Origin of the sequence: Litoribaculum gwangyangense (genome assembly GCF_039543505.1) — a bacterium.
In the GTDB taxonomy this organism is placed as follows: Bacteria; Bacteroidota; Bacteroidia; order Flavobacteriales; family Flavobacteriaceae; genus Litoribaculum; species Litoribaculum gwangyangense.
In genome coordinates, this window is the sequence record NZ_BAABJW010000002.1 from 241,322 (window position 1) to 265,942 (window position 24,621).

Annotated in this window: 23 protein-coding genes; 15 read left to right on the plus strand and 8 right to left on the minus strand. The window is 31.4% G+C overall.

Going from position 1 to position 24,621, the window contains the following annotated elements:
• The first annotated feature begins 8 nt into the window (after window positions 1-8).
• On the plus strand, window positions 9-1,049 hold the full coding sequence (gene capA / locus ABD963_RS06660; protein WP_345276176.1) for a cysteate synthase: 1,041 nt from the start codon (window positions 9-11) through the stop codon (window positions 1,047-1,049).
• A gap of 243 nt (window positions 1,050-1,292) precedes the next feature.
• Window positions 1,293-2,552, plus strand: coding sequence for a cysteate-C-fatty acyltransferase (gene capB / locus ABD963_RS06665; RefSeq protein WP_345276177.1), 1,260 nt, complete (start codon window positions 1,293-1,295; stop codon window positions 2,550-2,552).
• A gap of 53 nt (window positions 2,553-2,605) precedes the next feature.
• On the opposite strand, the gene ABD963_RS06670 is transcribed toward capB, so the two are convergent.
• Window positions 2,606-3,727 (minus strand): GTP cyclohydrolase, encoded by a 1,122-nt coding sequence (locus ABD963_RS06670; RefSeq protein ID WP_345276178.1) that lies wholly within the window; start codon window positions 3,725-3,727, stop codon window positions 2,606-2,608.
• A 21-nt stretch (window positions 3,728-3,748) separates the two neighbouring features.
• The gene (locus tag ABD963_RS06675; protein WP_345276179.1) at window positions 3,749-4,759 is read right to left on the minus strand and encodes a transporter; all 1,011 of its coding nucleotides are present in this window, start codon (window positions 4,757-4,759) and stop codon (window positions 3,749-3,751) included.
• Window positions 4,760-4,893: 134 nt separating this feature from the next.
• Here ABD963_RS06675 and ABD963_RS06680 point away from each other — a divergent pair, with 134 nt between their 5' ends.
• Genes ABD963_RS06680 through ABD963_RS06695 form a run of 4 tightly spaced genes read left to right on the plus strand, consistent with a single transcriptional unit; the run spans window position 4,894 to window position 10,362 of the window.
• Window positions 4,894-5,175: a DUF4834 family protein gene (locus ABD963_RS06680; protein ID WP_345276180.1), complete on the plus strand. Its 282-nt coding sequence runs from the start codon at window positions 4,894-4,896 to the stop codon at window positions 5,173-5,175.
• 27 nt (window positions 5,176-5,202) lie between these two features.
• A complete protein-coding gene (locus ABD963_RS06685; protein ID WP_345276181.1) occupies window positions 5,203-7,635 on the plus strand; it encodes a YfhO family protein in 2,433 nt (810 codons plus the stop codon).
• A complete protein-coding gene (locus ABD963_RS06690; protein WP_345276182.1) occupies window positions 7,607-8,905 on the plus strand; it encodes a glycosyltransferase family 4 protein in 1,299 nt (432 codons plus the stop codon). The genes ABD963_RS06685 and ABD963_RS06690 overlap by 29 nt, the downstream gene beginning before the upstream one ends.
• Window positions 8,905-10,362: a lipopolysaccharide biosynthesis protein gene (locus tag ABD963_RS06695; protein WP_345276183.1), complete on the plus strand. Its 1,458-nt coding sequence runs from the start codon at window positions 8,905-8,907 to the stop codon at window positions 10,360-10,362. The genes ABD963_RS06690 and ABD963_RS06695 overlap by 1 nt, the downstream gene beginning before the upstream one ends.
• Before the next feature lie 115 nt (window positions 10,363-10,477).
• Here ABD963_RS06695 and ABD963_RS06700 read toward each other — a convergent pair whose 3' ends face one another.
• On the minus strand, window positions 10,478-11,689 hold the full coding sequence (locus ABD963_RS06700) for a hypothetical protein (RefSeq protein WP_345276184.1): 1,212 nt from the start codon (window positions 11,687-11,689) through the stop codon (window positions 10,478-10,480).
• A 235-nt stretch (window positions 11,690-11,924) separates the two neighbouring features.
• Here ABD963_RS06700 and ABD963_RS06705 point away from each other — a divergent pair, with 235 nt between their 5' ends.
• A complete protein-coding gene (locus ABD963_RS06705; RefSeq protein WP_345276185.1) occupies window positions 11,925-13,001 on the plus strand; it encodes a DUF3667 domain-containing protein in 1,077 nt (358 codons plus the stop codon).
• A gap of 21 nt (window positions 13,002-13,022) precedes the next feature.
• On the opposite strand, the gene uvrA is transcribed toward ABD963_RS06705, so the two are convergent.
• Entirely contained in the window at window positions 13,023-15,806 is a 2,784-nt protein-coding gene (gene uvrA, locus ABD963_RS06710) for an excinuclease ABC subunit UvrA (protein ID WP_345276186.1), read from the minus strand.
• A 237-nt stretch (window positions 15,807-16,043) separates the two neighbouring features.
• Here uvrA and ABD963_RS06715 point away from each other — a divergent pair, with 237 nt between their 5' ends.
• Both ABD963_RS06715 and ABD963_RS06720 read left to right on the plus strand, forming a co-directional pair.
• Window positions 16,044-16,628: an RNA polymerase sigma factor gene (locus ABD963_RS06715; RefSeq protein ID WP_345276187.1), complete on the plus strand. Its 585-nt coding sequence runs from the start codon at window positions 16,044-16,046 to the stop codon at window positions 16,626-16,628.
• Window positions 16,629-16,685: 57 nt separating this feature from the next.
• Window positions 16,686-16,835 (plus strand): hypothetical protein, encoded by a 150-nt coding sequence (locus ABD963_RS06720; RefSeq protein WP_345276188.1) that lies wholly within the window; start codon window positions 16,686-16,688, stop codon window positions 16,833-16,835.
• A gap of 26 nt (window positions 16,836-16,861) precedes the next feature.
• Here the strand turns inward: ABD963_RS06720 and ABD963_RS06725 are convergent, their stop codons facing one another.
• The gene (locus ABD963_RS06725) at window positions 16,862-17,521 is read right to left on the minus strand and encodes an endonuclease III domain-containing protein (RefSeq protein ID WP_345276189.1); all 660 of its coding nucleotides are present in this window, start codon (window positions 17,519-17,521) and stop codon (window positions 16,862-16,864) included.
• Window positions 17,522-17,556: 35 nt separating this feature from the next.
• Between ABD963_RS06725 and bcp the strand changes: the two genes are divergently transcribed.
• Window positions 17,557-18,009, plus strand: coding sequence for a thioredoxin-dependent thiol peroxidase (bcp, locus tag ABD963_RS06730; protein WP_345276190.1), 453 nt, complete (start codon window positions 17,557-17,559; stop codon window positions 18,007-18,009).
• Between the two features lie 36 nt (window positions 18,010-18,045).
• On the opposite strand, the gene ABD963_RS06735 is transcribed toward bcp, so the two are convergent.
• Window positions 18,046-19,518, minus strand: coding sequence for a TonB-dependent receptor (locus ABD963_RS06735; protein ID WP_345276191.1), 1,473 nt, complete (start codon window positions 19,516-19,518; stop codon window positions 18,046-18,048).
• A 95-nt stretch (window positions 19,519-19,613) separates the two neighbouring features.
• Between ABD963_RS06735 and ABD963_RS06740 the strand changes: the two genes are divergently transcribed.
• Together ABD963_RS06740 and ABD963_RS06745 are read left to right on the plus strand one after the other, a co-directional pair.
• Window positions 19,614-20,375, plus strand: coding sequence for an MBL fold metallo-hydrolase (locus ABD963_RS06740; RefSeq protein ID WP_345276192.1), 762 nt, complete (start codon window positions 19,614-19,616; stop codon window positions 20,373-20,375).
• A 9-nt stretch (window positions 20,376-20,384) separates the two neighbouring features.
• A complete protein-coding gene (locus ABD963_RS06745; protein WP_345276193.1) occupies window positions 20,385-20,885 on the plus strand; it encodes a hydrolase in 501 nt (166 codons plus the stop codon).
• 3 nt (window positions 20,886-20,888) lie between these two features.
• Here the strand turns inward: ABD963_RS06745 and ABD963_RS06750 are convergent, their stop codons facing one another.
• Window positions 20,889-21,257 carry a DNA topoisomerase IV gene (locus ABD963_RS06750; RefSeq protein ID WP_345276194.1) on the minus strand — a complete coding sequence of 123 codons (369 nt, stop codon included), beginning with the start codon at window positions 21,255-21,257 and terminating at the stop codon, window positions 20,889-20,891.
• A 36-nt stretch (window positions 21,258-21,293) separates the two neighbouring features.
• The gene (locus ABD963_RS06755) at window positions 21,294-21,665 is read right to left on the minus strand and encodes a helix-turn-helix domain-containing protein (protein WP_345276195.1); all 372 of its coding nucleotides are present in this window, start codon (window positions 21,663-21,665) and stop codon (window positions 21,294-21,296) included.
• A 291-nt stretch (window positions 21,666-21,956) separates the two neighbouring features.
• Between ABD963_RS06755 and ABD963_RS06760 the strand changes: the two genes are divergently transcribed.
• The 3 genes from ABD963_RS06760 to ABD963_RS06770 all read left to right on the plus strand — a co-directional run bounded on the left by ABD963_RS06760 (window position 21,957) and on the right by ABD963_RS06770 (window position 24,608).
• Complete coding sequence (locus ABD963_RS06760) at window positions 21,957-23,111, plus strand: M14 family metallopeptidase (protein WP_345276196.1); 1,155 nt, start codon at window positions 21,957-21,959, stop codon at window positions 23,109-23,111.
• Window positions 23,112-23,181: 70 nt separating this feature from the next.
• Window positions 23,182-23,661, plus strand: coding sequence for an Lrp/AsnC family transcriptional regulator (locus tag ABD963_RS06765; RefSeq protein ID WP_345276197.1), 480 nt, complete (start codon window positions 23,182-23,184; stop codon window positions 23,659-23,661).
• Window positions 23,662-23,906: 245 nt separating this feature from the next.
• Complete coding sequence (locus ABD963_RS06770) at window positions 23,907-24,608, plus strand: polysaccharide biosynthesis/export family protein (protein ID WP_345276198.1); 702 nt, start codon at window positions 23,907-23,909, stop codon at window positions 24,606-24,608.
• Window positions 24,609-24,621: the final 13 nt, after the last annotated feature.

The window sequence follows — 24,621 nt, forward strand, 5'->3', positions numbered from 1 at the left end:
AAGCATTTATGAAACACAGAAACCAAGTTTTTGACAATGTATTAGATTTAGTGGGCAATACACCGCTTATTAAACTTAATAAAATAGCTTCCAAGTTTAAAGGCAATTTTTACGCAAAAGTAGAATCTTTCAATCCAGGACACTCTTCAAAAGACAGAATAGCACTTTATATAATAGAACAAGCCGAAAAGAAAGGAATTCTTTCTCCGGGAGACACTATTATTGAAACCACTTCTGGTAATACAGGTTTTAGTATTGCCATGGTTAGTATTATAAAGGGTTACGACTGTGTTTTAGCAGTGAGTTCTAAATCTTCAGCAGATAAAATTGATATGTTGAAGACCATGGGAGCTAAAGTTTATGTGTGTCCAGCTCATGTAAGTGCTGATGACCCAAGATCTTATTACCAAGTAGCAAAACGATTACATGATGAAATAAAAGGCTCTGTTTATATCAATCAATATTTTAACGAATTAAATATTGATGCGCATTATAAATCTACAGGTCCAGAAATCTGGAAACAAACAGAAGGAAAAATTACACACTTAATAGCATGTAGTGGAACAGGTGGTACCATATCAGGAACAGCCAAATATTTAAAAGAGCAGAATAGCAACATCAAAATTATTGGAGTTGATGCTTATGGTTCTGTTATAAAAAAATACCATGAAACCAAAGAGTTTGATGAAAAAGAAATCTATCCATACAGAATTGAAGGTTTAGGGAAAAATCTAATTCCTACCGCTACAGATTTTGATGTGATTGATGAGTTTGTTAAAGTAACGGATGAAGAAAGTGCGCACACCGCCAGAGAAATTGCTAAAACCGAAGGTTTGTTTGTAGGTTACACATCAGGTGCAGCCATGCAAGCCATTAAGCAGCTGGGGGCCCAAGGTGAATTTAAGAAAAGTGATAATGTTGTGGTTATTTTTCCAGATCATGGATCACGTTATATGAGTAAGGTTTATAGTGATAAGTGGATGAATGAACAAGGCTTTTTCGATAGTATTAATGAAGCTTCTGCGCAGAATATTCAATACATAAAATAAAATTTAGGATAACTTATTAGAAAAAGGTGTTTTCCAGTTGGCAAAACACCTTTTTCTTTTTTATTTTGTGAATAATTGGCCATTAAAAATTATGTTCAAAACATTTAAATAATTAATTTTGCATCAACTAACTAAGGCAAAAGCTTTTCTTAAATTTTAAACATACAATATGTTTCATTACCTAATAGAGCATCTCCTAGTATAGTTATGTCTTAATTTTAATAGCAATAAGATTTATTTTAGATGAAAGATTTATTTGATAAGATTTATAAGGACAAAGGACCTTTGGGTAAATGGGCTTCTCAAGCAGAAGGATACTTTGTATTTCCTAAATTAGAAGGAGAAATTTCAAACCGAATGAAATTTCAAGGTAAAGATGTAATTACTTGGAGTATTAATGATTATCTAGGTTTGGCAAACCATCCTGAAGTGAGAAAAGTGGATGCTGAGGCTGCAGCGCAATATGGATCAGCGTATCCAATGGGAGCGAGAATGATGTCTGGTCATACAGATTTGCATGAAAAACTTCAAGATGAATTGGCTGCATTCGTAAAAAAGGAAGCCGCTTATCTTTTGAATTTTGGTTACCAAGGCATTTTATCAACCATAGATGCTTTAGTTAGTAAGGATGATATCATTGTATATGATGTTGATGCACATGCTTGTATTATTGACGGGGTTAGATTGCATATGGGAAAGCGCTTTACTTACAAGCATAATGATGTTGAGAGTTTAGAAAAAAACCTTGAAAGAGCTACTAAAATGGCTGAACAAACTGGCGGAGGAATTTTGGTTATTTCCGAAGGTGTTTTTGGGATGCGAGGAGAACAAGGTCGTCTTAAAGAGATAGTCGCTTTAAAGAAAAAATATAATTTTAGATTTTTAGTAGATGATGCTCACGGCTTTGGAACTTTAGGTGCCACTGGCGCAGGAGCAGGCGAGGAGCAAGGAGTTCAAGATGATATTGATGTTTATTTTGCAACATTTGCAAAATCTATGGCTAGTACTGGAGCTTTTATTGCTGCCGATCAGGAAATCATTGATTATTTAAAGTACAACTTGCGGTCACAAATGTTTGCAAAATCTTTGCAAATGCAATTAACCGTAGGTGCTTTAAAGCGATTGGAAATGCTTAAAACAATGCCAGAGTTAAAAGAGAATCTCTGGAAAATAGTTAACGCATTACAATCAGGTTTAAAATCTCGTGGTTTTGATATAGGAACCACTCAAAGTTGTGTAACACCTGTATATTTAAAAGGAAGTATTCCTGAGGCGATGGCTTTAGTTAGGGATTTACGTGAAAACTATGGAATTTTCTGTTCTATAGTTGTGTATCCAGTGATACCTAAAGGATTGATTTTACTGAGAATGATTCCAACAGCCACACATACCCTACAAGATGTTGAGGAAACTTTAGATGCTTTTGATGCTATAAGAGAACGTTTGGATAATGGAACTTATAAGCGTTTATCTGCAGCGGTAATGGCCGCTATGGGACAATAGCTTTTCAATAATTTTATATTAAAAAATCCGACTCATAAGTGAGTCGGATTTTTTTATGAAATAACTTTTCTAAACGTTTTCCGTCTTTTGTAAACAACTGGATCAAAATGTTTCCATATTTGATGAATAGCAATATTGTCTTCTAATTCAGGTGTTCTAAAACAAGTTTCTATACCTTTTTTTGTGAAAACATCATAATATTCTTTAAAAATGACAGCATGAACGCCTTTGTTTTGATAATTGGGATGTATGCCAATTAGATAAAAAATTACATCTTTACTATTCTTTTTAGCATCTAAAATATATCTAAATCCAAATGGAAATAATTTTCCTTTTGCTTTTTGGAGTGCTTTTGCAAAAGCAGGCATAACAATGGCAAACCCAATCATATTATCGTCTTTATCGACAACAAATTTTATATATTCAGGGTTTATAAAACTTATAAATTTTTTTTTGAAATACTCTTTTTGTACATCATTTATAGCAACAAAAGAAGATAACGATGCGTAACTTTTATTGAATAAATCAAACATTTTATCCGCGTAAGGCATTACCTCCTCAGTTTTTGTTAGCTTTAATGCTTTTAATTGATAACGTTTTTTGATAAGTTCTTGTGCTTTAAAAAAGAATTCAGGTTTTACGTTTTTAAAAGGGAATTTACTTTCGGAATATGACTTTTCCACTTGGTAATGAGCTGCTTCGTAATGCTTCACATAATAAGGATAATTGTACCATGTAATCATGGTCGCCATAGAATCAAAACCTTCTGTCATAACACCTACCTTGTCTAAATTGGAAAACCCTACTGGACCTTCAGCGAACTCTAAATTGTTGGCTTTGCCAATTTTTTCTACTTCACTTAAAAGTGTTTGAGAAACTTCTAAATCATCAATAAAATCAAACCATCCAAAACGCATTTTTTTTTGGTTTTGATCTTTTACTTCCAACCAATTTATAATAGCAGCTATTCTGCCTACAATTTGATTGTTTTTATATGCCAAAAATAATCTAGCCTCTGCATCATTAAATACCGGATTTTCTTTTTTGTTGAATGTTTTAATTTCTTGACTTATAATGGGAGGAACCCAATATTTGGAATCTTTATATAATTTAAAAGGAAATTTCACAAAAGCCTTTAAATCTTTTTTAGTCTTTACTTCTTTTAATGTCACCATATAAAATTTTTAACCTTAATTCTAGTTGCCAAAGTCAGTTTCCTTCTTTTTCCTTTTTTTAACAGTATCGGAATCTTCTTCATTTTTACTTTTCTTTACACCTTTTCTGTTGGATCGCCTTTTACCTTCATCTTCAGCAGAATTACCATTATCAATTTCTTTATCCTTATGGAAATCAAGTCTATATGAAGCGCCTAAGGTTATGTTCATAACAGAAGGCGTGTCTTTGGTGTTAAATGTTAATGCGGTATCTAGCTGAAAATCTTTTCCCCATAAATAGGCACCACCAAATCTAATTAGATTATCAGCATAAAAATCGCTTTTAATGCCTTGAGTTTCACCAAAAATGACCCACTTTGGACTGAAGGAATGGGTTAATGTTAAAATATATTGAAAATCTGATTGGTCTGTTCCTATTCTATCTTTTATAAGATTTAAAACAAAAACCCAACCACCAGAAAAATTGTTTTGAGTAGCAATCATGACTTTTGGGCTAAAACCTTCTACGCCTGGAGCAATATAAGGGTTGTTTTTAGCATCATAGTTCGCACCAACATATACAGATACTGCTGGTATTAGTGATTTCCATTTGAAACTGTGGTTAGCTTTCCAACTGTAAAGATTTGGTTTTTCATCCTCAGAATTTTTATAGGGATCGTAAATTAAATATTTTGCGCCAAGAGTTAAAAATTTGAAGTTAGCTCGGTCATTATCAAAGGGAATATTAGACCTATTATCTGTAAATGTATCATTTTGGTAAGTACCTTCAATATTCAATTCTAATTCTTCAAACAACAATCCGTATCGAGCCGCAAAATCAATTCCATATCCTGAAACCTCATATTTTAAAGGGGTGTGTTTTTCATTAACCATGTAGGGGCCAATTTCTATTTGGGCTACATTTGTACCAACAGAAAAAGCGCTTCTCGAAACTCCTGGACGGTTAGAATTTATAACATCGGTGTATTGGCAAAATACATTTGAAGTGATTAAAACCACTAAAAAAAATAAGATAGATTTATGTGGGCTCATAATAATTAAGTTTTATTATGCCTTTAGGTTTTTTGGCTAAAGGCTTTTCAAATATAGATATTTTATAATTTTTTTATCATTTTTCAACCTTTTTTAAATATTTAGAATTGTATTTTTGTTTAAAATAATTGATTATGCAATATGCATCTGTTACTGGATTTGTAAGAATGATACTCATCATTCTGTTGGTTTATTTTGGAATTAAAATATTGGCACGCTTATTCGCTCCATTCCTGATAAAGTTTGTTGCTAAGAAAGCAGAGCAACGATTTGGAGAGCAATTTGGGCAGTTTCAAAAACATAATCAACAATCAAAACCTAAAAAAGAAGGTGAAGTAACAATAGATAAGATACCAAATACTAAAACTTCAAATAAAGATGTTGGTGATTATATAGATTACGAAGAAATTGATTAATTTTCGAATTAACTAACAATTATTTTAATGACCATTTCACCAAAAAAAATACTTCCCCACATTTTAATTTTAGTAGGTTTTATAGTTGTGGCCTTAGCTTATTTTAATCCTGTTTTAGGCGGAAAAGAAATATACCAAAACGATATTGTGCAGTTTATTGGTATGAGTAAACAGCAAAAAGATTTTAAGGAAAAAACAGGTGAAGAAACCTATTGGACCAACAGTGCTTTTAGCGGCATGCCAACCTATCAATTAGGAGCAAAATATCCCCATAATTATATAAAGAAATTGGATTTAGCGCTAAGATTTTTACCAAGACCAGCCGATTATTTATTTCTTTATTTTGTCAGTTTCTACATTCTTTTATTGGTCTTAAAAGTCGATTTTAAACTTGCTGCTTTGGGAGCTTTAGCGTTTGGCTTTTCAACGTATTTAATCATTATTTTGGGGGTTGGGCACAATAGTAAGGCGCATGCTATTGCCTATATGCCTCTGGTTTTAAGCGGTATTTTATTGGTTTTTCAAAAAAGATACATTTTAGGTTTTTTATTGACTGCCATCTCCATGGGATTGGAGTTGGTGGCTAACCATTTTCAAATGACTTATTATTTGATGTTTTTGGTAATTATTCTTGGAATAACTTATTTCATAGATGCTTTTAAAAAGAAGATACTACCACATTATTTCAAATCAATAGGAGTATTAGTTTTAGCTGTAATACTTTCTATAGCTCTAAATGCTACCAATATACTAGCTACGAAAGAATATGTGAAAGAGAGTAAACGCAGTAAAAGTGAATTAACCATTAATGAAGATGGAAGTCCTAAAGAAGTGACTTCTGGGTTAGATAGAGATTATATAACCCAATTCAGTTATGGTATTACTGAAACTTTCAATCTGTTTATTCCACGTATTATGGGTGGTGGCAATGGTGAGGATGTTGGTAAAGAGTCTGCAACCTATGAAGCTGTAAGAAAATTGGGAGCTTCTACAACGGATGCTAGGGATTTTGCAAAAAGCGCCCCTATGTATTGGGGTGACCAACCTATTGTGGAAGCACCAGCTTACGTGGGGGCGGTTGTTTTGTTTTTGTTTGTGCTCGCTTTGTTTTTAGTTAAAGGGCGCTTGAAATGGTGGCTTTTAGGGGGTACTGTTTTTTCATTATTACTTTCCTATGGTAAAAATTTAGGGTTTTTAACTGATTTTTTCATTGATTATGTCCCTCTTTACAACAAGTTTAGAGCCGTATCATCCATTCAGGTCATTTTAGAGTTATGTATTCCCGTTTTAGCGATGTTTGGATTGGTAAGACTTTTTAATAATTTGGAAAAGAAAGAAGATAAACTTAAAGCATTAAAATACACGACCATCATCACTGGAGGTATTGCGCTTATTTTCTTGTTATTCAAATCCTCGTTATTTGATTTTGTTGGTGTTAACGATGGCTATTATCGCCAGAATTATGGTCAAGACTTTATGGACGCTATAAAAGAAGATAGAAAAACTATTTTCACTCAAGATACCACACGAACTTTGATTTTGGTTTTGCTTTCGGCTGGTACCATTTTTATGTTTTTAAAAGAAAAACTAGAGGAAAAATGGGTAATTACTATATTTTGTGCTTTAATTTTATTTGATTTGGTTGGCGTAGATAGGCGTTATGTGAACAATGATGATTTTGTTCCAGGATTGGTGATGAGTAAACCATTTCAAGCCAATGCGGTTGATAAAGAAATTTTAAAGGATACAACACATTTCAGAGTTTTTGATTTAGTTTCTGGTCCTTCAAAACCTTCCTATTTTCATAATTCATTAAATGGTTATAATGCGGCTGAATTAAGGCGTTACAGCGAGGTTTTTGATTGGTATATCTCAAAAAATAATATCAATGTGCTTAATATGCTTAACACCAAATATATCATTGCTCAAGACGAAAAAGGCAATATGTTCCCTTATCAAAATGATGAAGCCAACGGAAATGCTTGGTTTGTTGAAAGTTTGAAAAGAGTAGATTCAGCTAATGAAGAGATTAAATTATTAGATTCTTTAGATAATAAACGTAAAGCAATTTATACCGTACCACAAAGCAATGTTAAAGATAAAAGCCTAAACGATAATTTTATGTTAGATACGTTATCATCAATTAAATTAATTGAAGTAAAACCTAATTATTTGAATTATCAATCCAATAACTCAAATGATGGTTTTGCGGTATTTTCAGAGATTTACTATCCAAAAGGCTGGATAACTCTCCTTGATGGCGAAGAGGTGGCTCATTTACGAGTAAATTATATTTTACGTGGTATGAAGATACCTGCAGGAAAACATACCATTGAATTTAAATTTGACCCAGATGTGGTTAAAACGGGCAGTAAAATATCGTTGGCAAGTTCTATTTTACTCGGGGTATTATTGCTAGGAGGTTTGTTTTATGATTTTAAGAAACAAAAAAGTGCCTAAAAAAGTACTCATCATCACTTATTATTGGCCACCAGCAGGTGGTCCTGGAGTTCAGCGCTGGTTAAAGTTTGTGAAATATTTGCCAGAGTTTGGTATTGAACCAATAGTTTACATACCAGAAAATCCAAATTACCCCATAGTGGATGATAGTTTACAAACTGAAGTTTCAAAAGATTTAACCATTTTAAAGCTACCCATTAGTGAACCTTATAAGTTTGCAAGCTGGTTCTCAAAAAAATCAGCTAAAACTATAAGTAAGGGTATTATTTCCGAAGAAAAGAAGCAATCTTTAATTGAGAAATTAATGCTTTTCATTCGAGGTAATTTTTTTATTCCCGATGCTCGTAAAAGTTGGGTAAAACCATCGGTTGATTTCCTTCAAGATTACATTTCAAAAGAACATATCGATACTATAATAACCACAGGACCGCCACATAGTTTGCACCTTATTGGGCAAGAATTAAAGAATAGGTTAGGTGTGAAGTGGTTGGCAGATTTTCGAGATCCATGGACAACCATAGGCTACCACAAACAACTAAAACTCATTAGAGCTTCTAAAAACAAACATAAAACTTTAGAAAGACAGGTTCTTAATAATGCAGATCAAATTATTGTTACCAGTTTTAAAACTAAATTGGAATTTCAACAAATTACGAATAAACCTATAGAAGTTATCACTAATGGTTATGATAATGAAAAAACGGTAGACTTCAAAATGGATACAAAATTCACTTTGTCGCATATAGGTTCTTTATTGTCAAAAAGAAATCCAGAAGTTTTATGGAAAGTTTTAAACGATATAGTTAAAGAAAACGTTGAATTTTCAAAAGCGGTTCAGGTTAATTTAATTGGTTTTGTGAGTGAGGAAGTATTGAATTCTATCCATAATTATAATTTAAGTAATTATATTAATAATATAGGTTATATATCACATAATGAAGCAGTTGTTTATCAAAAAAAATCGCAAGTCTTATTATTGATAGAAATTAATTCCGAAGAAACAAAATGTATTATCCCTGGTAAATTATTTGAATACATGGTATCTAATCGACCGATTGTTGCAATAGGTCCAAAAGACTCCGATGTTGAAAAAATTATTAACGAAACCAACACAGGTAGTTACTTTAATTACACTGATTACGAATCACTGAAATCTATTATATTAGACCATTATAAGGCTTATCAAAATAAAACATTACAATCGCGACCTATTGGCCTGCAAAAGTACCACAGGAAGATGCTCACACAATCACTATCAAAATTTATATAATGGGAATTGTTGCCACACAATCTTTTAAGAATGTAGTTTCCACCTATTTGGGTTTTATTATTGGTGCAGTTAATACGTTGTTTCTCTATACCAAATTTTTGACGGATGAATATTATGGAATGGTTGGTTACATGTTGTCTTTGGCTTTAGTTATCATGCCATTAATGGCATTTGGTGTTCATAATACATTGGTTAAATTCTATTCAAGTTTTAAAACACGTGTATCTCTAAACAGCTTTTTGACGCTCATGCTTTATTTACCTATAATTTTTATCATTCCATTATGTTTAATTACTTATTTCTGTTATGAAACTATAGCAAATTTTCTTTCCATTAAAAACCCAATCATTAAAAATTATTTATGGCATACTATAATTATAGCTATCTCATTGGCCTATTTTGAAGTATTTTTTGCCTGGGCAAAAGTACAAATGCAAACAGTTTTTGGAAACTTTATGAAAGAGGTTTTTCATAGAGCAGGTGCGATGATACTTCTGTTTTTATTGTATTTTACATTTATAGACATAGAACAGTTTATGTGGGGCTTGGTACTCGTTTATGTATTAAGAATGTTAGTTATGATGGTTAATTCTTTCATTATAAAATTACCTATTATTACCTTTAAACGAGTTAATAACTTAAGCAGTATATTAAAATATTCTTTTTTAATCATTATTGCGGGATCTATAGCGACGGTTCTCTTAGATGTTGATAAAGTGATGTTAGGGTATTATATAGACATAAAGGAAATTGCCTATTATAATGTTGCTATTTTTATAGCTGCAGTAATTGCTGTGCCTCAACGTTCAATGCATCAAATATTGTTACCATTGTCTGCGAAATATTTAAATGAAAAGGATTTTGGCGCTCTTGAAGAGTTGTATAAAAAAAGCTCATTGACCTTATTTATTATTGCTGGATTTATTTTTTTATTGATTGTACTGAATATTAATCAGTTATATTTAATAATACCTAAGGAATTTAGTAATGGATTATTTGTTGTATTTATTATTAGCCTGACCAAACTTTACGATACGGTTTTAGGTAGTAATAATGCTATTTTGTTTAATAGTGACTATTATAGAATGGTATTATTAATGGGTGTTATTTTAGTTGTTTTAATGGTTCTTTTAAATATGGTTTTTATACCCATGTATGGTATAAATGGTTCGGCTTTAGCCACTTTTTTAGCCGTTTTTATTTATAACACAATAAAACTTTATTTTGTGTATGTAAAATTCAAGATAAAACCTTTTACCATGGGTACACTAAAGATAAGTGTTTTAATAACGGTTTGTGCTCTAGGCTTATATTTTTGGGAATTTCCATTCAACCCATTTATTAATATAGCTTTAAAATCTGTTTTGGTAACGGGATTGTATGTTTTTGTAGTTTATAAATTCAATTTTTCTGAAGACATTTCAATTCTTATCAAGCGTTATTTAAGACTAAAATAAAAGCCCATTCTTTTTAAAAGTTTACAGTTTGTTTTATGTGTTAAACAGAAAACCCCACGATGTTGCTTTGAGGCAAACATATCGCAGGGCTTTCCAAACTAACCAACCAAAATTTTTATGACTGTCTATTTTTATTTGTCGATCTTATATTTTCGCTAGAATTACTTCTACTTTTAGTAGCGGTTGGTCTGCTACTTTGTGTAGATCTATTAAAACTCCTTTCCTGCTTTACCTCTCTTGGTTTGTTAACAGCACGTTGAGTTGATTGTGTATTTCTAGTTGTATTATTACTTCTGTTAAATGTACGAATTTTATCATTATTTGGATTTTGCGAAATCCTATTATTAGTATTTCTAGCTGCTGTTCTCGTGCTCGTTGTGTTCATGTTCATATCAGGCCTACTAGTTCTATTAACGTTTTCTCTAGTTATTTTCGTATTATTTACTTGAGGATTATTTCTAACCACTTTATTATTTCTTATAACTTCTCTGTTACTAGTATTAGACCTGTAGTTTACTGCTCTATTGTTAATATTATTATCACGTCTTACCGTATTTCTATTTTCAATTGAATTATTTTGAGCGACAGCTCTTCTGGAATTGGCAAAAGTGTTAACTCTAGTTATATTACGAGCACTTCTATTTACAGTTGCATAACTTCTATTTCTTTCTATGTTGTTGCCACGTCTACTAGCAATTGCAGTTCTAGGTCTGAAATTATTATAAAACGGTCTGTTATAAATATATCTTACAGGAGTATAAAACTGTCTATAAGGTCTATTGTAAACCACGCAATAATCGTATGCTGGAATACTGTAAAAACGATGCCATGGTCTGTAAACGTAAGCTCTATTATAAATATTTATAAAACCTGTATAGTGTGAAAACACATTATATCTGTTATAGTGAACAAATAAACCTCCAACGCGATTTATAAAACCAAAGTTGTTATAATGAATGTTTACATTTCCAATTTGATTTACACGACCATAATAATCATAGTAAATAGGGGTATTTTCAATTTGTATAACAGCGCCAAATTCATCATATTGAACATAGGCATTATAATCGAAACCCGAATTAAAACTAATGTTTAGGTTAGGTGAACCAATTGAAACATTTAAACGTGAATTACCGCGTAAAATATTAAAGTCGAATTGTCCATCACGAAAAACCGAAAACTCTATGCCATCCTCTACAAATATGAAAGAGTTACCATAACCCCCATAATAAGTTGCTGAAGTGTTTGCATAGGTGTTAGTTGTACCTGCATTAACAGTAAATCCTGTAAGGAATAAACCAGCCAATAAAAATATAAACTTTTTCATAATTGTATGTTTTAATGTGTTATACCCGTATAATACAAACAGCGTGCCATAAATTTTAAATTTTGATTAAGTAATTGATTATCAATTATAAAAAGCAGCAACCGGTTTTGATTATTCAAAAAATAACATAAATAAATAAAAGTTTAAAAATCACATGATGTTGCATTTATACCTCATTAAGACTAGACTGAAGTTTTAAAATATTTATTACTTTTATGGAAACCAATCAACGATTATGGAAAAGAAAACCCTTAACTGCGCCAATTGCGAAAAAGAATTTGAGGATGGTTTTGAGTTTTGTCCGCATTGTGGACAAAAGACTAATGAAGATTTAACTTTAGGTGTTTTATTTTATAACACAATTAGTAACTACTTTTCATTCGATGCAAGATTTTTTAAGAGTTTTATTCCTTTGATGTTAAAACCAGGTTATTTAGCACAAAAGTTTTTAGAGGGCAAGCGACTTTTGTTTTTACATCCCGCACAAATGTATCTTTTCATATCAGTCATCTTCTTTTTTGTTATTTCATTTTCTGTTCAAGAATTTGCAAGTAAAACAGATGCAGCTTTAAAAAAGGATTTCGATAATTCTGAGACATCAGATCATTATTTAGACACTAATAAAGTAAAACTTGACTCTGCAGAGATAGCTAAGTTAATGAAGCCATTAAATGATAATAAACAGTTTATTGGTTTAAAAGATGAGGACTTAAAAAAAGCAGATTCCTTAATTAAAATGGATACTAAAAAATCTAAAGGTATTATTACATCTTTTGATTTTAATCAGAAATCGGTAGATTCATTAATAGCTTCAGGAGCTGAAGATAGTCTCATTTACAAGGAAATGGGATTAACCGAAGATGCAGGTTTTTTTAAACGTAAGTTTTATGAGCAAATGCTTAAGTTTTATAAGAATAGGGGATTGTCACCCATCATCAATACTTTTTTTAACAGTATCCCTATTGCTATGTTCTTTTTGTTGCCACTTTTTGCTTTTTTGCTAAAAGTGTTTTATTTCAAGAAAGGCACTTATGCCCACCATTTAGTTTTTAGCTTTTATTATTTTTCTTTCTTATTTATGGTATTTAGTTTAATTTTTGGAATAAATAGATTTTGGGATATACCAGATTGGATAGATTGGTTTATCGCTTTGTCTACATTTATTTATCTTTTTATAGCTATAAAACGTTTTTATAGGCAGCATTGGTTTTTAAGCCTATTTAAAAGTGGGGTCATCTCGTTCGTTTTCTTAATGTTGGTAATGCCTTTAGCTTTTATAATTCTGACTGGTTTCTCTTTTTTATTCTATTAAAAAAAGTGGCTATTAAATAAATCAAAGTTTTTCTTTTAGATACTTTCCGGTTTCTGAGGTTTTAACTTCAATTATTTCTTCAGGCGTTCCATTAGCTACCAAATTACCGCCGTGTTCACCACCTGTTGGTCCTAAATCGATAATATAATCGGCGCACTTAATGAGCTCTAAATTATGTTCAACAACAATTATGGAATGTCCATTTTCGATTAAAGCGTTAAACGATTTCAATAACTTTTGAATATCATGAAAATGTAAACCAGTAGTAGGCTCATCAAAAATAAAAAGGGCATTGTCTTTACTATTTCCTTTGCCTAAAAATGAAGCTAATTTAATACGCTGCGCTTCGCCACCTGAAAGCGTCGAAGAACTCTGTCCAAGAGTAACATAACCCAAGCCAACATCCTGTAATGGTTGAAGTTTTGTTTTTATTTTTTCTTGTTTATTAGCCTCAAAAAACGCTATAGCATCGTCAATAGTTAAGTTTAAAATATCATCAATATTTTTATCGGCAAATGTAACTTCTAGTACTTCTTTTTTAAAGCGTTTACCTTTGCAAGTTTCACATTCCAAATGTACATCGGCCATAAATTGCATTTCAATAGTTACTTCACCCTCGCCTTTACAAGTCTCACAGCGGCCTCCATCTACATTGAAAGAAAAATGTTTAGCTTGATAATTTCTAATGGCACTTAATTTCTGTTTTGCGAATAATGCTCGAATGTCATCGTAGGCTTTTATATAAGTAACAGGGTTTGAACGTGACGAACGGCCTATTGGGTTTTGGTCGACAAATTCAATCTGTTTTATGTTGCTGAAATTACCATCTATGGAAGTGAATTGACCTGGTTTATCACCAAAATCAGTCAATTTTTTTTGTAAAGCTGGAAACAGTATTTTTTTAACCAAAGTACTTTTTCCACTTCCTGAAACCCCTGTAATAACGGTTAACATACCTAATGGAAAACGGACATCTATATTTTTAAGGTTGTTTTCACGAGCACCAATGATATCTACATGATATTTTGAAGTTCTTCGTTTTTTTGGTACCTCAATCTTGAAAGTCTCATTTAAATATTTTGCTGTTAATGAATTCGAAGCTAGAATATCTGCGTAAGTTCCATTGGCCACGACATTTCCTCCAAAAGTACCTGCTTCTGGACCAATATCAATGATGCTATCAGCCGCTTTCATGATATCTTCGTCATGTTCAACAACAATTACGGTATTTCCTAAATCACGTAACTGTTTTAAAACTAAAATCAGACGTTCTGTATCTTTTGGATGCAGGCCTATACTAGGTTCATCCAAAATATACATGGAACCTACTAAACTACTTCCTAATGAGGTGGATAAATTTATGCGCTGACTTTCACCACCCGAAAGGGTATTTGATTTCCTATTTAAAGTCAAATAATCCAATCCAACATTGCTCAGAAATAATAATCTATTATTGATTTCCTTTAACAATCTGCTGGAAATTTTAGTATCCTGATCATTCAATTCCAACTGATTGAAGAAATTTGCTAATCTATTTAGAGGCATTTCAACCAAATCTGTAATGGTGGCACCAGATATTTTTACATAATTTACCTCTATTCTTAAACGCTTACCATTGCAAGCTTTGCATTTGGTTTTTCCGCGATAGCGCGATAACATCACTCGATTTTGAATTTTGTAGGCTTTGGCTTCCAGTTCAGCAAAAAACGAGTTTAAACCTTCAAAATATTGGTTGCCATCCCAAATAAGTTGTTTTTCTTCATCGCTCAATTTAAAATAGGGTTTGTGAATGGGAAAATCGAATTTATGGGAATTATTTACCAATTGGTCTCTATACCAACTCATACTTTCTCCGCGCCAGGGAAAAATGGCGTTTTCGTAAACCGAAAGTCCAGTATTTGGAATCACTAAATCGTCATCAATTCCTATAATATCGCCATATCCTTCACATTTTGGGCACGCACCATAAGGGTTATTGAAACTGAACAAATGTACATTAGGTTCTAAAAAACTAATACCATCCAATTCAAATTTATTGCTGAACTCACGTTGTTTAGTATCACCTAAAGTTTCAATAATACATTCACCTTTACCTTCAAAAAACGCCGTTTGGATGGAATCTGCTAAACGATTAAAAAAATCTTCTTCTTTTTTAATAATAACCCTATCAACAACCAGCAAAATTTTGTCTTTTTTGGCAACAGAGTTAATCTCATCAATCCTTTTAACACTTTCATTAACTTTTATCCTAGCGTATCCCTGTTGATTTAGGGTTTTGAGTTTATCCTCCATACTTCTTCCTTCTTCAAGGTAAATAGGCGAGAGCAGGAGTAGTTTTTCACCTTCAGGAAATGTTTTTAAATAATTTAACACATCGGTTACAGTATCTTTTTTTACCTCGTTTCCAGAAACAGGGGAATAGGTTTTACCAATTCTAGCGAATAACAGTTTTAAATAATCATATATCTCAGTAGTAGTGCCAACGGTTGAACGAGGATTTGTTGAATTTACTTTTTGCTCGATAGCAATGGCAGGAGCAATACCCTTAATATAATCTACTTTAGGCTTATTTAAACGCCCTAAAAACTGACGTGCGTAACTCGACAAACTTTCCACATAGCGTCTTTGGCCCTCGGCATAAAGCGTATCAAAAGCTAAACTTGACTTACCGGAACCGGATAAACCCGTGATAACCACCAATTTATTTCTGGGAATGACAACATCAATATTTTTAAGGTTATGCAATTTTGCCCCTTTAATAATGATATTTTCTTTTGGATTTACTTCAGAAATACTAGTATTCATAGGCTTTTATGGAAAAAATGAAAACAAAGATACTACAAGTAAGTCAGCAATTAAAATGGTTGTTAACTAAAATAAAAGTTAAAAAAAAGTTCCATTTTTTGTTTTTTAGGAATGATTGTTGTTATATTTGATGTTATTAACAGCAATTAAATCAACGCTTGCCTATAGCATACTATTACTTTTAAACTATTAACCCCAAGCAAAGAAGCTCTCTTCTATGCATTAAAAGTAATTATTATGCAACACGAACTTATTTCGGATGCTACCTTGGTTAGCAACTATATTAATGGTGATGAAAGTGCCTTAGAAACACTCATTATTAGGCACAAACAAAAAATTTACAGTTTTATTTATTCAAAAGTATATGATAGGGATGTCGCTGAAGATATTTTTCAAGATACTTTTATAAAAGTTATTCGCACTCTAAAACGTGGGGCTTATAACGAGGAAGGTAAATTTTTACCTTGGGTGATGCGTATATCCCATAATTTGGTAATTGATTTCTTTAGAAAAAACAACAGAATGCCAAAATTTGATAATGCTGGCGAGTTTAGTATTTTTTCGGTGTTAAGTGATACGAGTTTAAATGCTGAAAAAACAATCATTAAAGAACAAGTGGAACATGATGTAAGACGATTGGTTGACGAGCTACCTGAAGATCAAAAAGAGGTGCTTTTAATGCGAATTTATAGTGACATGAGTTTTAAGGAAATATCAGATAAAACAGGCGTTAGTATCAATACAGCTCTGGGAAGAATGCGTTATGCACTTATTAATTTGCGCAAAATAATAGATAAGCATAACATAGTTTTAACTAATTGATACAATAAAGTAAATTTTGATGCGTTATTGGTTTAAATAAACCCTTAACTTGATAAAATGGCAAAACTTTACTCTGAGAAAAATTCTTTAAAAAATTTAAATGATTTTGAACCGAAAGAAGAAACGATTAATTTTCTTCTAAATTATTCTAAGGCTTTAAGTGTTATAAATTGTAATAAATTGAAGTTTGAAGCGCTTCTAAACTAAGTTTCAAAAGTCCTAATAAGAAATTATTAGGACTTTTTTAATTTACGATATTCATTTAAAACAGCTTGTCTGCCAATTGTTTTGGTAATAATATCTTTTTCTAAATCCCAGCCTCTAGCGGGTGAATATTCTCGACCATACCAAATTATTTGTAGATGTAAATCGTTCCATAATTCTCTAGGAAATAAACGTTTGGCATCTTTTTCGGTTTGTACCACGTTTTTACCATTACTTAAAGTCCATCGATACATCAGTCTGTGAATATGTGTATCAACGGGAAATGCAGGCACGCCAAAAGCTTGTGACATAACTACGCTAGCCGTTTTATGACCTACAGCTGGTAAGGCTTCCAAGGCCTCAAAACTTTGTGGTACTTCACCATGGTGTTTTTCAATGAGTATTTTTGATAGCCCATGAATACCCTTACTTTTCATAGGAGATAACCCCACAGGCTTTATGATATCTCGAATTTCTTCAACAGTAAGTTTAACCATATCGTATGGGTTATCGGCTTTTTCAAACAACAAAGGCGTTATTTGGTTAACTCGTATGTCGGTACTTTGAGCCGACATTAAAACAGCAATCAAGAGCGTAAAAGGGTCTTTATGTTCCAGAGGAATGGGTATTTCCGGATATAAATTATTTAAGGTTTTTATAACAAATTCAACCTTTTCATTCTTAGTCATAAATTGTATTTTTGTAAAAAATCAAAGTTAAGACTATGAATACACTAAAACAAGGCGATGCTGTGCCTAATTTCTCAGCTAAAGATGAACAGGGTAATACTATATCGCTTAGCGATTACAAAGGAAAAAAACTTATCGTATTCTTTTACCCTAAAGCAGATACCCCTGGTTGTACCGCTGAAGCCTGTAATTTAAGAGATAATTACAATGCGTTACAGGAAAAAGGTTATGAATTATTAGGTGTAAGTGCTGATTCTGAGAAGCATCAAGCTAAATTTAAGAGTAAATATGAATTTCCATTCCCCCTATTGGCAGATGAGGATAAAACGGTTATAAATACTTTTGGAGTTTGGGGACCTAAGAAGTTTATGGGTAGAGAATATGATGGAATTCATAGAATGACCTTTTTAATAAATGAAAAGGGTATTATTGAAGAAGTTATAGACAAAGTGAAAACTAAAGATCACGCAGCGCAAATACTAGGATAGTAAAAAGCGGCCATTAAGAATGGCCGCTTTTTATTTTTATTTAGGCAATTTTCTTTTCCTACTTAAGGTTAATGGTCTTCTAGTATATCCAAATAGTCTGTAATCTTTAATCAAATCGGCGGTTCCTTCTGGTACCATTTCTTCCCAACCGTGATCTCCAGTGGTAATCATTCTTAAGATTTCTCTTGAGAAAATATTCATTATACTAGTATCGTATTCCTCTATATCTATTACTTTTCCATTATACTTAAAGAACTTGTAAAGTTCTTTCATTCTTGGGTAAACTTTTAAATTTTCACTTGTAATTAACTCACCTGTTTCAGGGTCTAACATAGGGTACAAGTAAACCTTTAAATCTTTGAAGAATAACTTTCCAAAGGCTTCTAATATACCTCCGCTGATATGTCGATAATACTTCTCATCAAAAATATCAACCAAATTACTCACACCCATAACTAAGCCCATTCTAGCTTTGGTGTATTTTGAGAAATATTCCACAACTTTATAATATTCTTGAAAATTAGATATCATTACCGATTGCCCTAATGAACATAATAAATCAGCTCTATCTATGAAATCTTGCTCATCAATTTCTCCTTCTGCTCTTAAATTGGATAAAGTAATTTCAAAAACCACTTCGGTTTTGTCTTTATCAACTTTATTTTCTTTAATAAACATGTTATATGATTTCTCATACATAGCCATGTTTACCTTGGTTACAGGTCTGAAACTACCTCTTAGAGCAAGAATATTCTTTTTATAAAACACTTTAGCAGGAAGTACGTTTGTTCCATCAGGGCCAAACATTACGGCATCCGTCATACCGTTTTTAACCAATTGCAAGCTCATTAATCGGTTGTCAATATTTTTAAAAACGGGCCCAGAAAAGTTTATAGTATCAATCTCAACTTGATCTTTATCTAAGTGGTCATACAAATAACGAAGTAATTTTTTAGGTTCATTATACTTGTAAAAAGCTCCATAAATCAAATTGGTACCTAAAATACCAAGTGTTTCCTGTTGTAACCGGGCATCAGTTTCTTTAAAGCGAATGTGCAGAATAATTTCGTTATAATCACCCTTTGCTTCAACTTGGTACTTAATTCCAACCCAACCATGGCCCTTAAATTGTTTTGCAAAATCAATGGTAGCCACCGTATTGGCATAGGTAAAGAATATTTTGTTTGGATGCTTATCACGTGTCAATCTATTCTCCATGAGATTCATTTCATGTGTAAGCATTTTTCGCAAACGTGCCTCAGTAACATAGCGCCCATCATCTTCGGCGCCATAAATGGCGTCACTGAAATCTTTATCGTAAGCAGACATAGCTTTCGCTATGGTTCCAGAAGCACCACCAGCTCTAAAAAAATGCCTGCAAGTTTCTTGACCTGCACCAATTTCGGCAAATGTTCCGTAAATATTTTCATTTAAATTTATGCGAAGTGCTTTAGATTTTAAGGATGGGATATCATCAAATTCTTTATCTCCTTTTATGGTAATCTCCATATCATATATAGGTTATAGCAAATAAATACAAAGGTATTAAATAACTACAGCAAACAAAAAAATAAGCTTATTTTTGTATTAAACTTAACTAAACATTGAAAATCACTTTTCTTGGTACCGGCACCTCTCAAGGTATTCCAATTATTGGTAGCGAACATCCCGTTTGCTTAAGCGAAGATAAAAGAGATAAACGCTTACGAGTTTCTGTTTTAATAGAATGGGATGACCATATCTATGTGGTGGATTGTGGACCTGACTTTCGATATCAAATGCTTAGAGCAAAATGCAAAAGAATTGACGGAATTATCTTTACACATGAGCATTCAGACCACGTTTTAGGATTTGATGATATAAGACCATTTTATTTTAGGCAAGGCGATATACCCATTTATGCTCATAAACGTGTTGTGAAAGAATTAAAAAAACGTTTTGATTATATTTTTGAAACAGAAAATAAATATCCAGGTGCACCAACTGTAACTGTAAATAAAATAAAAAATAAACCTTTTAAATTACATGGTTTGGAGGTGGTACCCATAAGCGGAAAACATGACAACTTACAAGTTTTTGGGTTTAGGTTTCATGATTTTGCCTATTTAACGGATATGAAAACGGTAAAAGACAAGGAGATTCAAAAGCTGAAAAACCTAAAAGTATTGGTGGTAAATGCGTTACGATTAGAACCGCATAGATCGCATTTTAATTTAGAAGAAGCTTTACTATTTATTGCAAAAGTAAATCCAGAAAAGGCCTATTTAACTCATATAAGCCATTTATTGGGTTTTCATAAGGAAGTTGAAAAGAAATTACCAGAAAACGTCTTTTTAGCTTATGATGAGTTACAAATAACTATTTAAATTTTTAAAATGAGACAAAGAATTTTTATGTATCTTTTTATATTTTCAATATTATTGGTCATTTTTCAATATGTAAATTCAAAACGCGTATTTGAGGATTTGAATAATAAAACTGAAGATTACAAAACACAATTGATTAAGTATAAAGATTCTGTTTTGGTATTACAAAATGAAATTTCGGAAATTTCACATTTTAATTTGGAAAAAAATGAAGATGCCATTACATATTTTGAAAACGACGGTTATAATGTCGACGAACTAATTCCATTAATAAAAGACCAACTTTATACGTTAAATGAGGTAAAAGGCGAGCATCCAATTATCCCATATGTTTCAAGTGAGGGGCGAAAAATGCTTATAAACACCGTTAAAATTTTAAACCATAAATGGATTATTGCCGATTTTACTGATGGCGAATATTGGGGAGAAATTCTGGTAAGATACTTTATGAACGAAGATAAAACTGTTGATTTTGAGCTGTCAGAATCGTTTTTATATCCGTTTAATTAATGGCTATCTGATTTTAAAGGCAACACCTTTTTGCTTTTTCGTTTCCCCAACATAAGAGTATTCATAGGTATATGAGGAATCGGTGGTGGTTAAAATTTTCAAATGAACATCTTTTCTCTCAGCCATATTTTTTGGGTTTATTGTTTTGAATATAACCTCACAATCGTTTATCCAACGTAATTGAGTAGAATCAATTTTATTGTTGTAAGTCTCAATCTGTAAATTTTCACTTCTTTTAAATGTTGATTTATACAAAACATCGTTTATCTTAACTTCGCTATAAAATTCCCCTGTTTTAAAATCCTTACAGTTTCTCGTAGTTTCGTAGCAACTAACAAGAGTGAATAGAAATATAATGTATTGAAACCTCATATCATTTTTTGAATTACAAAATTACTAAAGAAAATATTATTTATTGAAGTTTTTAAAAGTTCCATCAGAATAAAAAATAACAATTTGTTCAATAGTTTTTTCTTTATCTGGTGTTTCAGATTTTAATAATTCCTTTGTCAAACTAAGAGGGATTTCACTTTTGATTTTCTCAGCTTTACTTTCAGATGGAAATTCTCCTTTACCATTAAACAACCAATATAAATCAACCTCTGGAAATGTGGATAGCACTTTCAGAATAAAATCTAAACTGGGCTTATTTCTTCCAGATAAAATATGTGAAATACTAGAACGTTGCACTCCAATTTTTTCAGCAAAAGAAGAGGCGGATTCACCGTAATAATCTATTACTTTTTGCAATCTTTTAATGAAATCATCAGTGTTTATCATTGTAAATTACTAAAATGAATTTTTTGTTTTACAAATGTAACAATATATCTCTTAATTTGAGTATTTATTGTATGTGTAATTGTAAAAAATATGAAATATTACTTCATATAAAATAGTATAAATAATTAATATATAGCATATTATAATATAAATATAATTTACATTTATTTCTTGTTTACATTATTAGTATTATGTAAAATGAATTGAATACAAATGTAAACAATTGAGCCATACTTTGTGTTTACAAATGTAAATTAGTAAATGTTTACATTTGTAAATTAATAATTTATCATGCAGTTAGAAGTCATCCAATCGTTATTCTCAAAGCACAAAGAAACTAGTTTATATCATAGGTATATTGCCACTAAACATATAGAACCTTTGGTCAATAATTTGAAAGATTTTATAGAACTTAAGATTATTGGAAAATCGGTTTTAAACGAATCTATTTATGGTGTAAAAATCGGAAAAGGCCACAAAAGAATTTTAATGTGGTCGCAAATGCACGGAAATGAATCTACAACTACCAAAGCTGTTTTTGATCTCCTAAACGTACTATCTAGAGATAGTAGTCTTAAATATGTTTTAGATAGATGCACATTGTTTATTATTCCTATTTTAAATCCAGATGGTGCAAAAGCCTATACTCGTATCAATGCCAATGAAGTTGATTTAAACAGGGATGCTCAAAATTTAACACAACCAGAAAGTAAAGTTTTGCGACAAGTATTTAATGATTTCATGCCTCATTTTTGTTTTAACTTACATGGCCAGCGAACTATTTTTAGTGCCGGAAACATAGATAAGCCAGCAACTATTTCTTTTTTGGCGCCAGCTCAAGATAAGTATTGCAATATCACACCAAACAGAAAGATTGCTATGGAGATAATAAGTGTTATGAATAACGCTTTGCAACAAATAATTCCAGGTCAAGTAGGAAAATATGATGATGCTTTTAACTTAAATTGTGTTGGAGATACTTTTCAAAGTGAAAATGTGCCTACGATTTTATTTGAAGCTGGTCATTACTCTAACGATTATGAGAGGGAAAAAACAAGAGAGTTTATATTTATATCTTATTTAGAATCTTTAAATTACATTTCAAATACAGATGTAACAGGAGAAGATTACCAATCATATTTAAAAATTCCAGAAAACGAAAAACTTTTTTATGACATAATTATTAGAAATGCCAAAACAAAAATAAACACAGAGGAGGTTATTGTAGATGTTGGTATTCTTTTTCAAGAAAAATTAATAGATAAAAAAGTGGAATTTATCCCTAAAATTGATAAAATGGAAGATTTAGATTCCTTTTATGGGCATAAAGAAATTAATGCTAATAGAAATTTGGTATTGAATGAAAACGGTGGTGATTTGAGTATTGGTAGCGAAAACGTTTTCGTAATAATAAATAATGAGAAAATCTTATTATTTTCAAAATAAAATGTATCAATTATGTGTTATTTTTAATAAAAATGTATTAATTTTGCTTTTTATTTAAGAATAGTTAATTATGGGGAAAATTAAATTAGACGAGATAGACCATCAGATTCTTGACATGTTAATTGATAACACGAGAATTCCTTTTACAGACATAGCCAAGAAACTACTAATTTCAGCCGGTACAGTTCACGTAAGAGTGAAAAAAATGGAAGAATCTGGTATTATTAAAGGTTCATCACTTATGTTGGATTATAAAAAACTAGGTTATTCATTTATTGCTTATGTTGGAGTTTATTTAAATAACACCTCTCAAACTCAGTTTGTTTTAGAGCGAATTAATGAAATAGCTTACGTTACAGTTGCCCACATAACAACTGGTAAATTCAATATTTTTTGTAAGATAAGGGCCAGAAGTACCGAGCATGCAAAAGAAGTTATTTTTCAATTAGATGATATTGAAGGTGTTTACAGAACAGAAACCATGATTTCATTAGAAGAAAGCATTAATGATAAAAAGCGTTTAATGCATTCTATTTTTAATGAATTATAATAATTTTAAAAACTAATTAAGAAAAGCCCACGTTCAAGGGCTTTTTTGTTTTTTAATTAATATACATTGTAGATTAAAGTAGTATTTGGTAATTTGAAGAATATTTTTGAAGATTAAATTTTGATAAAAGATATTTACATTGATTTTGTATTACTATGCCCTTATCTAAATAAAATAAAATGAACACTTTTAAATTCAAGCAAGTTTTTTTTCTCTTAGTCATTACTCTTTTTATAACCTCATGTGTGTCAAAAAAAGACATCGTTTATTTTCAAAACGCTAAGGATTTTGAAACCATGGTAGATACCGACACCTTTAAGGCAAAATTAAAAGTAGGTGATATTGTCACTGTTTACGTTTCTACTATAGATCCATTAGTTACAAAGCCTTATAATTTGGTAATGGAAGGAGGAAACGCTGGTCAAATGGTTGATTATATCATTGATGTAGATGGTAACATTGACTATCCTGTTTTAGGAAAAATAAAGTTGATTGGACTCACGATAGAAGAAGCCAAGGAATTATTTAAGAAAAAGTTCACTGAAGGTAACCTCTTAAAGGATCCAGTAATTATAATAAGAATTACAAATTTTAGAATTACTATACACGGTGAAGTAGCAAGTCCTGGGGTTTACCAGGTGCCTGGTGAGAGAATTTCTATAATAGAGGCCCTGGGTTTGGCAGGTGGCTTAACAATTAAAGGGCGTAGAGATAACATAATGATTGTTAGAGACTTTAATGGGACTAAAACATTTTCAAGAATCGATTTAACAACCAAAGAAGTTTTTAATTCCCCTGTTTATTATCTAACCCAAAATGATATTGTTTATGTAGAACCAAACAACTCATCAATCAGTAATGCTTCTGGTGATGTTAGAATAAGTTCAATTATTGGTATTACAACATCCTTAATAGGAATTGTCCTTATTTTTGTGTCAAGGAATTAATTAAGGAGAATGA

What these genes read in the sequence shown, in the direction of transcription:
- capA (WP_345276176.1), top strand. Translation starts at nt 9, where the DNA reads ATGAAACACAGAAACCAAGTTTTTGACAATGTATTAGATTTAGTGGGC.
- capB (WP_345276177.1), top strand. Translation starts at nt 1,293, where the DNA reads ATGAAAGATTTATTTGATAAGATTTATAAGGACAAAGGACCTTTGGGT.
- ABD963_RS06670 (WP_345276178.1), bottom strand. Translation starts at nt 3,727, where the DNA reads ATGGTGACATTAAAAGAAGTAAAGACTAAAAAAGATTTAAAGGCTTTT.
- ABD963_RS06675 (WP_345276179.1), bottom strand. Translation starts at nt 4,759, where the DNA reads ATGAGCCCACATAAATCTATCTTATTTTTTTTAGTGGTTTTAATCACT.
- ABD963_RS06680 (WP_345276180.1), top strand. Translation starts at nt 4,894, where the DNA reads ATGCAATATGCATCTGTTACTGGATTTGTAAGAATGATACTCATCATT.
- ABD963_RS06685 (WP_345276181.1), top strand. Translation starts at nt 5,203, where the DNA reads ATGACCATTTCACCAAAAAAAATACTTCCCCACATTTTAATTTTAGTA.
- ABD963_RS06690 (WP_345276182.1), top strand. Translation starts at nt 7,607, where the DNA reads ATGATTTTAAGAAACAAAAAAGTGCCTAAAAAAGTACTCATCATCACT.
- ABD963_RS06695 (WP_345276183.1), top strand. Translation starts at nt 8,905, where the DNA reads ATGGGAATTGTTGCCACACAATCTTTTAAGAATGTAGTTTCCACCTAT.
- ABD963_RS06700 (WP_345276184.1), bottom strand. Translation starts at nt 11,689, where the DNA reads ATGAAAAAGTTTATATTTTTATTGGCTGGTTTATTCCTTACAGGATTT.
- ABD963_RS06705 (WP_345276185.1), top strand. Translation starts at nt 11,925, where the DNA reads ATGGAAAAGAAAACCCTTAACTGCGCCAATTGCGAAAAAGAATTTGAG.
- uvrA (WP_345276186.1), bottom strand. Translation starts at nt 15,806, where the DNA reads ATGAATACTAGTATTTCTGAAGTAAATCCAAAAGAAAATATCATTATT.
- ABD963_RS06715 (WP_345276187.1), top strand. Translation starts at nt 16,044, where the DNA reads ATGCAACACGAACTTATTTCGGATGCTACCTTGGTTAGCAACTATATT.
- ABD963_RS06720 (WP_345276188.1), top strand. Translation starts at nt 16,686, where the DNA reads ATGGCAAAACTTTACTCTGAGAAAAATTCTTTAAAAAATTTAAATGAT.
- ABD963_RS06725 (WP_345276189.1), bottom strand. Translation starts at nt 17,521, where the DNA reads ATGACTAAGAATGAAAAGGTTGAATTTGTTATAAAAACCTTAAATAAT.
- bcp (WP_345276190.1), top strand. Translation starts at nt 17,557, where the DNA reads ATGAATACACTAAAACAAGGCGATGCTGTGCCTAATTTCTCAGCTAAA.
- ABD963_RS06735 (WP_345276191.1), bottom strand. Translation starts at nt 19,518, where the DNA reads ATGGAGATTACCATAAAAGGAGATAAAGAATTTGATGATATCCCATCC.
- ABD963_RS06745 (WP_345276193.1), top strand. Translation starts at nt 20,385, where the DNA reads ATGAGACAAAGAATTTTTATGTATCTTTTTATATTTTCAATATTATTG.
- ABD963_RS06750 (WP_345276194.1), bottom strand. Translation starts at nt 21,257, where the DNA reads ATGAGGTTTCAATACATTATATTTCTATTCACTCTTGTTAGTTGCTAC.
- ABD963_RS06755 (WP_345276195.1), bottom strand. Translation starts at nt 21,665, where the DNA reads ATGATAAACACTGATGATTTCATTAAAAGATTGCAAAAAGTAATAGAT.
- ABD963_RS06760 (WP_345276196.1), top strand. Translation starts at nt 21,957, where the DNA reads ATGCAGTTAGAAGTCATCCAATCGTTATTCTCAAAGCACAAAGAAACT.
- ABD963_RS06765 (WP_345276197.1), top strand. Translation starts at nt 23,182, where the DNA reads ATGGGGAAAATTAAATTAGACGAGATAGACCATCAGATTCTTGACATG.